This window comes from Bartonella rattaustraliani AUST/NH4 (assembly GCF_000312565.1).
Classification (GTDB): Bacteria; Pseudomonadota; Alphaproteobacteria; order Rhizobiales; family Rhizobiaceae; genus Bartonella; species Bartonella rattaustraliani.
On record NZ_CALW02000045.1, the window covers coordinates 53619 to 65745 of the forward strand.

The 12127-nt window shown below is 38.2% G+C and carries 10 protein-coding genes and 1 pseudogene; 6 read left to right on the forward strand and 5 right to left on the reverse strand.

Annotated features, from left to right (window positions below):
• Positions 1–47: 47 nt before the first annotated feature.
• Positions 48–188: a hypothetical protein gene (locus BN67_RS14470; RefSeq protein ID WP_019223406.1), complete on the reverse strand. Its 141-nt coding sequence runs from the start codon at positions 186–188 to the stop codon at positions 48–50.
• 214 nt (positions 189–402) lie between these two features.
• Here BN67_RS14470 and BN67_RS06920 point away from each other — a divergent pair, with 214 nt between their 5' ends.
• Together BN67_RS06920 and BN67_RS06925 are read left to right on the forward strand one after the other, a co-directional pair.
• Positions 403–1146, forward strand: a complete 744-nt coding sequence (locus BN67_RS06920; RefSeq protein WP_019223407.1) for a 16S rRNA (uracil(1498)-N(3))-methyltransferase — start codon at positions 403–405, stop codon at positions 1144–1146.
• 71 nt (positions 1147–1217) lie between these two features.
• The gene (locus BN67_RS06925) at positions 1218–2591 is read left to right on the forward strand and encodes a glutamate--cysteine ligase (protein WP_019223408.1); all 1374 of its coding nucleotides are present in this window, start codon (positions 1218–1220) and stop codon (positions 2589–2591) included.
• 102 nt (positions 2592–2693) lie between these two features.
• Here the strand turns inward: BN67_RS06925 and BN67_RS14895 are convergent.
• Positions 2694–3734: pseudogene (locus BN67_RS14895) on the reverse strand (tyrosine-type recombinase/integrase); the annotation flags it as partial.
• Between the two features lie 1661 nt (positions 3735–5395).
• Here BN67_RS14895 and BN67_RS06945 point away from each other — a divergent pair.
• Positions 5396–6724, forward strand: coding sequence for an L-cystine transporter (locus BN67_RS06945; RefSeq protein ID WP_026088208.1), 1329 nt, complete (start codon positions 5396–5398; stop codon positions 6722–6724).
• Positions 6725–6765: 41 nt separating this feature from the next.
• On the opposite strand, the gene BN67_RS06950 is transcribed toward BN67_RS06945, so the two are convergent.
• Positions 6766–7650 carry a methyltransferase domain-containing protein gene (locus BN67_RS06950; protein WP_019223413.1) on the reverse strand — a complete coding sequence of 295 codons (885 nt, stop codon included), beginning with the start codon at positions 7648–7650 and terminating at the stop codon, positions 6766–6768.
• A 194-nt stretch (positions 7651–7844) separates the two neighbouring features.
• Between BN67_RS06950 and BN67_RS06955 the strand changes: the two genes are divergently transcribed.
• Together BN67_RS06955 and grxC are read left to right on the forward strand one after the other, a co-directional pair.
• The gene (locus BN67_RS06955; protein ID WP_019223414.1) at positions 7845–8630 is read left to right on the forward strand and encodes a ComF family protein; all 786 of its coding nucleotides are present in this window, start codon (positions 7845–7847) and stop codon (positions 8628–8630) included.
• A 36-nt stretch (positions 8631–8666) separates the two neighbouring features.
• Positions 8667–8924 carry a glutaredoxin 3 gene (grxC, locus tag BN67_RS06960; RefSeq protein WP_019223415.1) on the forward strand — a complete coding sequence of 86 codons (258 nt, stop codon included), beginning with the start codon at positions 8667–8669 and terminating at the stop codon, positions 8922–8924.
• Positions 8925–8931: 7 nt separating this feature from the next.
• Here grxC and ubiG read toward each other — a convergent pair whose 3' ends face one another.
• Positions 8932–9675, reverse strand: a complete 744-nt coding sequence (gene ubiG, locus BN67_RS06965; RefSeq protein ID WP_019223416.1) for a bifunctional 2-polyprenyl-6-hydroxyphenol methylase/3-demethylubiquinol 3-O-methyltransferase UbiG — start codon at positions 9673–9675, stop codon at positions 8932–8934.
• 196 nt (positions 9676–9871) lie between these two features.
• Here ubiG and BN67_RS06970 point away from each other — a divergent pair, with 196 nt between their 5' ends.
• Positions 9872–11128: an aspartate kinase gene (locus tag BN67_RS06970; protein ID WP_019223417.1), complete on the forward strand. Its 1257-nt coding sequence runs from the start codon at positions 9872–9874 to the stop codon at positions 11126–11128.
• Between the two features lie 381 nt (positions 11129–11509).
• On the opposite strand, the gene BN67_RS15230 is transcribed toward BN67_RS06970, so the two are convergent.
• On the reverse strand, positions 11510–11644 hold the full coding sequence (locus tag BN67_RS15230; RefSeq protein WP_019223418.1) for a hypothetical protein: 135 nt from the start codon (positions 11642–11644) through the stop codon (positions 11510–11512).
• Between the last annotated feature and the right edge of the window lie 483 nt (positions 11645–12127).

Here is a 12127-nt window from a genome sequence, read left to right on the forward strand (position 1 = left end):
AATTATTTTAAAATATGGTTTCAGGTATAAATTAGTATATTTCTCAATCAAACCTGAGAAGAAATGCCATAACCATCTTTAGAAATTATGTGGTTTCCATCTGCAACAACAGAGCCGATGCCTACAGTAATAAGAATAAAGGCTAGGAAGGTGGTAACAGTAATGATTGTTGCTTTTTTAGCAGACATATTTTCTCTCCAATCATGTGATCAAACACTGAATGCAATGGTGAATAAGTATATTATTATAAAAAAGATAGAATCACTTAAATGCTCTCTTTGTTCCCACAATTATTTCATAAAACTAAAAAAACTCTATAATTCTATAGATATAATTTTTTCCCTTTGTTATATCTTTTTCCTCATTTTTTAGGTGACACGAGCGAGCTTTGGTACGATTTTTATGCGTATAAATTATAAACTTAAAAGGTTATTTATTCTACAGCCACTTGCTTTGAATGAAGAAATAAAAATAGAGGGTGCGCAAGCCTCTTATCTTATACGTGTTTTGCGTATGCGGGAAGGTGCTGAAATTTTACTTTTTAATGGACAAGATGGTGAATGGCTTGCTAGACTCATTATGGTTGAAAAAAAATTTGTTGTGGTTCGGGTTATCCATCAAGAAAGACTACAAACAGCGTATTCGAATCTTATTTACTGTTTTTCTCCACTCAAAAATGCCCGTTTGGATTATATGGTGCAGAAAGCTGTGGAAATGGGGGTATCGGTTCTGCAACCTGTTGTAACACATCATACACAAGTGACACGTATTAATATGGCGCGTATGGAGGCTAATGTTATTGAAGCTTCTGAGCAGTGCGGCATTTTATCTTTGCCCGAGTGCTTATCTGCCGTGTCGTTGGCAAAATTGTTGTCATGTTGGGATGAGACACAGCCTTTATTTTTTTGTGATGAAACGCATAAATCGCATAATGTATTGCCTCTTTTAAAAAAACATGAAATGACTAGACCAGGTGTTCTGATTGGACCAGAAGGTGGATTTAGTGAAGAGGAGCATAAGTTTTTAAAAAAACATCCGTTTGTGATTCCGATATCATTAGGTCCGCGTATTTTACGCGCTGACACTGCAGCTGTTGCTGCTCTGGCTCTTCTTAATGCGACAAGAGGGGATTGGTTAATTGATTGAGAAATAGACATCTGTAGAACATTCTACAATTCATTTAAAATGATGGAACTTATGATGGGATAGAGTAAGTTATGGCGCTTGATATAACGGATGAAAGTGAAATTTATAACTTAGATGCCTTGGTTAGCTATTTCCAAGGGGGGTGCAAAACAGAAAATGATTGGCGTATTGGTACAGAACATGAGAAGTTTCCATTCTATAGAGATGGTTTTGCTCCTGTTCCTTATGAAGGTGCGAGAGGGATTCGCGCGCTTTTAGAAGGTATGAAAAGGGCTTTAGGATGGGAACCTATTTTAGATGAAGGGAATATTATCGGGCTCGTAGGACCAGTGGGGCAAGGTGCTATTTCTTTGGAACCTGGGGGACAATTTGAATTATCTGGCGCGCCGTTAAAAACAGTTGGTCATACTTATTGCGAGGTGGTGGAACATTTAACGCTTCTCAAAAAAGTTTCAGAGCCATTGGGGATTGGTTTTTTGGGTATGGGTGCTAGTCCCAAGTGGACATTGGTTGAAACGCCGCGAATGCCTAAGTCACGTTATCAGATTATGACTAATTATATGCCAAAAGTTGGTCATAATGGTCTCGATATGATGTATCGCACATCAACGGTTCAGGTTAATTTGGACTTTTCATCTGAAACGGACATGCGGCGAAAAATGCAAGTTTCAATGAAATTACAATCCATTGCAACAGCATTATTTGCCAGCTCTCCTTTTACGGAAGGGAGTCCCAATGGCTTTTTATCTTGGCGCTCTGAAATTTGGTGTAATACTGATAATCAGAGAACTGGAGTTCTTCCCTTTATTTTTTCAGAGCGTTTTGGTTTTGCGGATTATGTTGAATGGGCACTTGACGTACCAATGTATTTTGTTTTGCGTGACGGTCATTATCACGATTGTACAGATATCACTTTTCGTCAGTTTATGAATGGAGCATTAAAAGGAAGAATTGCAAATTCAGTCGCAAATATGGGGGATTGGATTAATCATTTGTCAACTTTATTTCCGGAAGTGCGTTTAAAACGATTTTTAGAAATGAGAGGCGCGGATTGTGGCTCTTGGAAACGTATTTGCGCGTTATCAGCTTTTTGGGTTGGGCTTCTTTATGATAGTGAAGCACTTAATGAGGCAGAGGCCTTAACAAAAGATTGGCGTTTTGAAGAAGTTTTGGATCTGCGCAAACGTGTTCCTAAAGAGGGATTAAAAACACCTTTTCGTCAAACCATCATTTTAGAAATAGCACGTCAGGTTATTGCTATTTCACGTAAGGGGTTAAAAAATCGTCGGCAGTATGATGCGAATGGTTTGGATGAGGCAGGTTTTCTAGTTCCTTTGGAAGAGGTGATTGCAATGGGGCAAACAGATGCTGATAAATTTTTATCTCTTTACCATTCCATTTGGCGTGGAACGATAGAACCCATATTTTTAGAATGTGCCTACTGAGAAAAGAGAGAGAAAGTTATTCACAGATCATGGGGTAAAATGCCCCATATTTCAAGTTTGACCCGTGACATAAGCCGCTCATTTTTCTATAAAAACACGGTACTATTTTAAATAGTCTGTACGACGATAAGCACGCTCTACTTTACCCCCGACCGTATGCGCTAAAATAGTTTCTGCTACTTCATAGGGCGCATCAGTTGTTTCAGTTAGCCAATTACGTAAACTAGAGCGAAAACCATGGGGGGATGCCTCAAGCCTTGTTTTTTTCATGTATTGTGACATGCTATTTTCTGCAAGAGGACCACGAGCGTACGTAGAAAAAAGGAATTCATTGTGTGTGAGAGGGCGTGCTTGTTCACTCACTTTGAGTGCTTCTAATGATAAAAGGACGCGAAACTTTGTTGTCGCATCACGCTTTCCTTTCATATGTTCGAGCCAAGAAAAGTCCATATATTCCCTTCAATCTGATCTTCAAGAATATGACGAAAAGGATTGGTTCGAACACCCGTAAGAATAAACCAACGCAAAGCCAAATTGTATTATGCTTGTTGTTTGGCAAAGTATTTGATAAAAAGCCGGCACATCTTTCCAAGCCATTGCAGGCATATTAGTCACTTTATGGCGTTGTTTTCCTAAGAGGGCGCGTACTTTCTCTGTTACTTGTCGATCAACATCCAATCCCAATGCAGCAGCATGTTTGAAACAAAGATTAAGACGCATGAGTGCTTTCTCTGCTGTTGTTGCTTTTGTATGCCATACGGGGGCAAGCGTATTGCGTATCTCTGTTTGTGTAATTTCTGAAATGGGTAGACAGCCTCATTTGGGGAGTACATGAAGTTGTAAAGATGAAAACCAATCTCCAGACTTATCATCATCCTTTAATTTAGCTTTACAGCTTTCAAAAATACCCACAGCCTTTGAGAGAATGAAGATATCGCATTGCTTCACGCTTTTGTTTCTCACGCTCTTTAATGGGGGCACGACCCTCATGTAAAACAGAACGCCACCGCGTTGCACGTTCATAGGCTTGTCTTAAAGAGACTTCTCTGAGAAACACTTAAACCCATTTTGCGGCGCTGGTTTAGTGAATTGTATAATGATAAAGCCTGTATACTAATAAACCCATTGAGCACCACCATCTTCACACTAATAAAGAGACAAGCCGGCACCATATCTTTACTAGCTCATGGTGTTGCGAAAAGTCAGCACCGTCATCTATTTACCAACTCATGGTATCTTGACAAACTTGTGAGATTGCGACATCCCCTGCATGAAGGCTGTTACTGAGAGGCATTTTCCTCCTTTCTTCTATAATTTGACCCTTATGCCAATCCCGCTAATAGTATAAAGCCAAGTGAAAAAATTGACTCAATAGAAAAAGATTTGAAAAGAGAGAACCTTATGGATATTCAGGGGGATGATCCAAGAGAAATAACGACAAATAGTCATTATAAATCAATATATTGCTACAGTAAAAAGTCTAAAATTATTTCTTTATATACCGAAATGGGATTAATGTATGGATAAAATTTCCTGAAATAGAAGAATGCCCCTTACGGCTTGCTTTAATGCAGTCGTTACAAAAATCGCAAGCGAGCAAAGAAATTGAGAGCTGGCAAATAGAAATGATAGCATGTGATGATACTAGCTTGTTTTTTGCAAGGTGAAAATGGTGATTCATAATGGACTTTGTATGATGCTCTTTATGGGAATTTTTGTGCAATGGATTGAAGAGTCATGAAAGAGATTTCTTTGAAAGGCTGCGTGAATGCGCAAACGATAGTGGTCTGTATTTCGTGGGGAAAAAATTCCACGAAAGAGCATGATCAATAAAAGCGTGAGGCAATGCATAAGACAGAAGTTTTATCAAACACTTTTATATATTTTCTTGCTATTTCTATTTCGGTCTTCTAAAGATCTACAGTTTTTATTGAGAGAGGTTTTATAGAGCTGATTGTGTTGGTGTAGATTGCGCGTGTTTCTGCTTTTATTCGTATAAAAGATAAATTATATGGGGGATCTTAGAAAATTTAGATTGTGTTTTCAGATTATAGACAAACTCTGGATATAGAGCGATTACCGTGCATGGTGTTTGTTAATGAACTGACAGGCGATGATATTGGTATATTTTACTTCCTTGGTACTGTGATATTAATAACAGTACAATTTTTGTTTGGAATATAACGTTGTGAACTCCAAAATTTTCGTGTTTTCAATTTTTTGTTTTTTCAAGAAAAAATGAAAGTGCACAAAAACACCTTTCACAACAGAAAATATGAATGATCCTTGACGGTTAGAAAAAGCTTTATAAAGGTTTTTCAAATAAAATCAGATGTGTTTTTAAATAAACAAGGATCAAACTTGTTGAGAGGATACAGATAAAAAGAGAGCGAATAATGGTTTATATTGTGTTAAGTAAACATGTTTCTGGTGTAATTCGATAGGGTTTTCATTGTTGCCAGAAAAGATTTTTTAAATAGTATAAGTAAACAGGAACAGCACGCATATAGAGGTTCCTGCAATATAGAGTTTTATAGAAGGGGCGTTTGCGTTTTGTTTTACATTGTAAATCTTTTATTGAAGAATAAAATCTCATAAATGAAGTGGGAAATGCTCTTACTTTATTTTTATCCTATTTAGAGGGATATTAAGAGTTAGAAAATTCTCTTTTAATCTATAAATTAAAAAATAATGTTTTTATGAAAGCTTCGTAAGCTTTATATGTTATGTTCAAATATTACGCATTGAGTTTGAGCATCAATATTACTTTTCGATATCCAGCATCGTAATAGTAGGCATAAACAATGACATTTAATTTTTTTATCAATCTATTTTTATTCGTTATTTTTTTGTTATTGATTGCCCAAAGTAACAGGGCGAAATGGAGCCTTTCAATACGTGTTATGTTAGGACTCATCGTTGGTTTGATTTTTGGAAGTATTTTACAAGTTATTTATGGAGAAGATAACACCACTTTATTAAAATCTGTTGAATGGTTTAATATTGTTGGTAATGGTTATGTTTTGTTACTACAAATGATTGTTATGCCATTAGTTTTTACTTCTATTATTTCGGCTGTTGCGCATTTGCATTCTGTTTATGCTGTTGGAAAAATAAGTGTTATAACACTTTCGATATTGCTCTTTACAACGGCTCTTTCAGCATTGGTTGGCGTTTTGGTGGTGAATGTTTTTGGATTAACCGCGAATGGTCTAGCACATGAAGGGCAGAATGTTTCTGTTGCTTTGGGAGGCCATATTTCTCAACTTGAAAATATGAGTGTTCCACAGATGATTTTATCTTTGATTCCTAAAAATCCCTTTGCGGAGTTAAGTGGCGCTAAGCGTACATCAATTATTAGTGTTGTTATTTTTGCAACATTTTTAGGAGCTGCTGTTCTTCTTCTAAAGAAAGATGATGCAGAAAAGGGGGAAAAAGCGCTTTTATTTATTCAAGTGGCTCAAGCTTGGATTATGTGGCTAGTTCGTATTGTAATTGCTTTGACTCCTTACGGTATTTACGCACTGATGACGAAGGTGGGAGCAACCTCGCATATTGCAGAGGTTTTAAGTTTATTGCTTTTTATCATTGCTTCTTATGTTGGTATTCTTTTGATGTTTGGGGTTCATGGTGTCTTGCTTGGTATATCAGGGATTAATCCGTTTCATTTTTTCAAAAAGGTTTTACCGGTTTTAACATTTGCTCTGAGCAGTCGTTCAAGTATAGCAAGTATTCCTTTGAATATTGAAGCTCAAACAAAATGGATTGGTGTACCGCAATCAATTGCGAGTTTTGCAGCTTCTTTTGGGGCAACGATTGGACAAAATGGTTGTGCAGGGCTTTATCCCGCAATGCTGGCAACGATGATAGCACCATCTATGGGGATTAACCCTCTTGATCCCACCTGGATTGCTACTCTTGTTGGTGTTGTAACGTTGAGTTCTATTGGTGTTGCTGGCGTTGGTGGTGGTGCTATTTTTGCTGCATTGATCGTTTTACCAATTATGGGTCTCCCTGTTTCTTTGGTTGCTGTACTCATTTCTATTGAACCTTTAATTGATATGGGGCGTACAGCTTTAAATGTAAGTGATTCAATGTTAGCTGGAACGATAACCAGCCAGATGTTACGGTAAATGGATAAAAGCGTCTTTGAAAAATAATGTGCCTGTTGAATCTATGTTTTTTTCTGTTGTTTGACGAAAACATCTGCAAGAGACTTTTGCGCCGAGCCTGGTTGCATAGGTTTTTGCTGGTTGGGGTGTGGTGCCCAGCCAGAGAGCCAAATGAAAGAAAAGTTTGCGCGAATGCGACCATCTGGATCGCTAAATCGTTGTGCATAGATTTCAGCCGCTCGAGAAAAAAAGCGCTTGGATACTGGACTCCGTGAGCGATTGATAAGTGCATTTTGCATTCCCATAGCTTTAAGATCATGCATAAGATCAAACATTGTATTGTAACGTATTGTAACATTTTCAATATCTGCAACAGGTAGGGCAAAACCGGCACGCTGTAAAAGAGCACCAACCTCTCGAATATCAGCAAATGGATGGATCCGAGGGCTTACACCGCCATAGATTTCCATTTCCGCATGTAAGAGGCTTTCATGCAATTCTACAAGTGTATCAGCACCTGCCATAACCGCGAGAAATAAACCATCTGGTTTAAGGATTTGTTTTATCTGTTTCAAAACACCAGGGGTATCATTGGTTGATTGGAGTGAAAGAAGTGAAACGATAAGGTCACAATAATTTTGAGGAAAATCCAGAATCTCTCGATCACGTAAATGAAATTTTTTGTCATAGCTTTGATATATTGTATCGGTTTCAACGCGTTCTACACAATGAACTTTTCCAGAGTTCAGTAAAGCTTGTGCGGCAAGATCTGTATGGCTGTGCAAATCGAGAGCTAATGGAAAAGTACGGTCAACGGTACTGAGGCGTTTATAAAGATCTTCAGCCATGTGAGAGAGTAAAAAATCATATCCTTCTTTTGCCTTTTGAAAAGCACGTTTGCGGAATTGTTCAATGCGGTCGTGATCAAAAATTAAAGGATGTGACATATTGTCAAAGGTCTTTCGGTTAGGAATGCGTGCATTTTGAGAAGGTTTCTTTTCGTGCAAGTTTTATCAAGTGTATCAAGTTTATGATGTGAAAGAAAAACAAATTTATAAGAAGTAAGGGTTTTTAAAGGAATTAAAGTTAGAAAATACAAGATATTTTTTGTATAGGAAAGCTATAGAAGCTTAAATTAACCATGTTATGCTTGCAAGAAATAGCTTTAAATGGCGGGAATAGATTAAGTGAGTTTTTTGAGCGCTTTCTCACAATTCTATATCCTCCGATTTGCCATGGATGTAAGCAAAGAGTTTCTGCTTGTGGTACGATTTGTTCTGAGTGTTGGAAAGGCCTTCAATTTATCACAAAACCTTATTGCCCTGTTATGGGAACCCCTTTTGTTTGTGATATGGGGGAGGGTTTTCTCAGTGGTGAAGCCCTTAAAAGTTCTCATCCTTTTTCGCGTGTTCGCTCGGCGATTGTTCATAAAGGGGTGGCACAAGCTTTGATAACACGCTTAAAATATGGGGATCATATAGAGTTGGCATCTTTTATGGCAAATTGGATGGCATTTGCTGGGCGCGAGATTATTGATGATTGTGATGTTATTATTTCCGTTCCCTTGCATTTTCGTCGTTTTTTGAAGCGACGTTATAATCAATCTGCTGAGCTTGCGCGTCATATCGCGGCTGTGCAGAAAAAGAATTTTAAACCTGGCTGGCTTGTCCGCCATCGGCATACCCGCCCGCAGGTGAGTTTATCTTCTCGGGAACGAAAATTAAATGTGCTGAATGCTTTTGAAGTGCCGCATAAAGTTAAAAAACATTTAGAGGGACGTTCTATTTTGTTGGTTGATGATGTTTTCACAACAGGTGCAACGGTGACAGCGGCAGCAACAACATTAAAACGTGCAGGTGCGCGGCGGGTTGATGTGCTCACATTTTCACGTGTTCTAAAAGGAGATTCTCTTTTTCCTAATTCTTGAAGAGTTTAAATTTGAAAAAAATTGGAGAATAACACTATGAAAAAGGTAATAATTTATACACGTCCTCACTGCCCTTATTGCATGAAAGCGCGTGATTTGCTTGATAAAAAAGGGGTAAAATATACGGATATTGATGCTTCCACATCTCTTCGCCAAGAAATGGTGCAGCGCGCAAATGGGCGGGATACATTTCCGCAAATTTTTATAGGCGATTATCATGTTGGTGGTTGTGATGATCTTTATGCTTTAGAAGATGAGGGGAAACTCGATGCTTTGTTACAAAGCATAAAATAGCGACTTTCTAAGGTCGTTTTGCAAGAAGTAGATAGTTAACCTCCATATTTTTTGAGTGGTTCCAACTGTCGTTTAATGGATTATAGGCAATACCTATGCCGTCAATGACGGTGAGAGTGTTTTTTGATAAGAGATTTTTCAATTCTTGGGGTTTGAGGAATTTTTTATAGTCATGGGTTCCTTTGGGAAGCCAACGTAAGATGTATTCAGCACCTATAATGGCGAGCCCCCATGCTTTCCATGTGCGATTAAGTGTTGAAACAAACATCAATCCGTTGGGCTTGAGCATTTTCGCTGTGGTTTCTATGAAGAGATTAACATCAGAAACATGTTCAACAACTTCCATATTGAGTATAATATCAAATCTTTCTTCTTCATTAGCCAGTTCTTCTGCGGTTGTGGTGCGGTAATCAATGGAGAGTCCGTTTTGGGCTGCATGGATTTTTGCGACTTCAATATTTGTTTGCGCAGCATCAGCCCCTACAACCGTAGCACCAAGACGCGCCATTGGTTCGCATAACAAACCACCTCCGCAGCCGATATCAAGAATTCTCAAATTTTCAAAAGGTATAAGCGAAACAGGATCGCGATTAAACTCTAAACAGATTTTTTCTCTAATGTACGCAAGACGTGCGGGATTGAATTGATGGAGTGGACGAAATTTTCCTTGTGGATCCCACCATTCTGCAGCAATTCGTGAAAAATGATCAATTTCATTTTGATCAATAGTGGTCTGTGTTTCATTTATCATATCGTTATCCTTTTACTTTTTTATCATAAAGTCGAGTGGATTTTATGATAAAGTCAAGAAAAAATATTATAAGCATAATTCAATTTGCACAAATGGTAGATATTCTGTATGTGGAAAAGAGATTTGTTAATATGGTGGCAAAACCTTATTCTCATTGTCGTGTGAGATAAGAAATATAAAGGTAAGAGTGTTATTGATGGCGCGGATTGTGATGAAATTTGGTGGAACATCTGTCGCAAACATTGAGCGTATTCATAATGTTGCACGGCATGTCAAAAGAGAAGTGGAGGCAGGCAATGAGGTTGCGGTTGTCGTATCCGCGATGGCTGGAAAAACCAATGAACTTGTTCAGTGGACGTGTGATGCTTCGCCAATCTATAAAGATGCCTATGAATATGATGTTGTTGTTGCATCTGGTGAACAGGTAACGGCGGGGTTGTTAGCTCTTACACTCCAAGCAATGGGGGTGAATGCGCGTTCATGGCTTGGTTGGCAAATTCCTATTCATACGGATAGTGTACACAGTCGTGCACGTATTACAGATATTGATGGATCTTTTTTAATACAGCGTTTTCAAGAAGGACAGGTGGCTGTTATTGCTGGTTTTCAGGGAATAGCGCCAGATAATCGGATTTCTACCTTAGGGCGAGGCGGATCAGATACAAGTGCTGTTGCCATAGCTGCGGCGATACAAGCTGATCGCTGTGATATTTATACAGATGTGGATGGGGTTTATACAACAGATCCACGTATAGAACCTAAAGCACGCCGTTTGCAAAAAGTTGCTTTTGAAGAAATGCTGGAAATGGCTTCTCTTGGAGCAAAAGTTTTGCAGGTTCGTTCTGTTGAGTTGGCAATGGTTCATAAAGTTCGTACCTTCGTGCGCTCAAGTTTTGAGGATCCTGATGTGTTAGGTCTGGAGGATCCGACAAATTCTTCTGGAACACTTATTTGCGATGAGGATGAAATCGTGGAACAACAAAATGTTACTGGTATTGCTTTTGCTAAGGATGAAGCACAAATTTCCCTCCGTCGGTTGGCAGATCGTCCAGGGATCTCCGCAGCAATTTTTGGCCCCTTGGCTGAGGCGCAGCTTAATGTTGATATGATTGTGCAAAATATTTCTGAAGATGGTTCAAAAACAGATATGACTTTCACTGTACCATCGGCAGATGTCGATAAGGCGGTTGCGCTTCTTGAGGAGAATCGTAAAGAGATTGGATTTGATGTTATCCAATTTGAAAGCGATCTTGCAAAGGTTTCTGTTATTGGTATTGGAATGCGCAGCCATGCAGGTGTTGCAGCTACAGCATTTAAGGCTTTAGCTGAAAAAGGTATTAATATTCAAGCAATTACAACGTCAGAAATCAAGATTTCTGTTTTGATTGATAGTGCTTATACCGAGCTTGCTGTCAGAACATTACATGCTGTTTATGGCCTTGATAAGGGCTAGACATTTTTAGCTCTAAAAGAATTTCCATATAATATTAAGAGCTTTATATGTGTAGAGGAGTTGAGCGCTTATCCGATACGGATTGAATAGGATAAAGAAGTATGCGCATCACTCAAATACGCTCTTTGAGAGGAAGTTTTGTCGGTGTTGGGTAAAATGAAACGCGTGAGCTTGGTTTTATGAGATTATTCTCATGGCAATTGCTTCAAGAAGGGTGAATAGTATATATCATTGATACTTTGTATTTTTTCAAACGATCTGTGAGAACTTTATGTGGGTTTTGAAATAGGAAGACGGTAGTATATGAAGTTTTAAATTTGCAGACTTACCACCATCCTTTAATTTGGCTTTACGACTTTCAAAAGTCTCTAAAGCAATATTTTAAAGATAATGAAGATACCGCATTGCCTCATGCTTTTGCTTTTCGCGTTCTTTAATGGGGGCATGCCCTTCACGTAAACCAGAACGCCACCATGTTGCATGTTCAAGGGCTTGTTTTAAAGAGACATGTCTCAAAATCCTAAGCTCATTTCACGATGATGTGGGTGAATTGTATACCGATAACTCCATTGCGCACTATCATCTTCACGTTTATAAAGGTACAAGCTAGTACTATCATTCTCTGTAACAGCTTATGGGATATGTACCAACGCGTAGTATATATTTAAGAGCTCATATTGTTGTGGCCATCCTTGCATGAAGACGGTTCATGAGAGGCATTTTTCCTCCTATCTTCTATAATTTTACCCCAATTTTTATCCACATACTAATCCCACTGAGTGTGTAAAGCCAAGTGAACAAAATTGATTGAATATAAAGAAGGTTTGAAATGAGAGAATCTTACAATATTCGGGGTTATGATCCGAGCTGGATAATGAAAAAAATTCTTATAAATCAATAGATAGAGTAAATATATCTATTGATATTGTGTAATGTTTCAAATAGTTTCTGAGAGTTTTATGTGTGCTCGTGGATTGAACGTTCTTCTTTCATGATGAA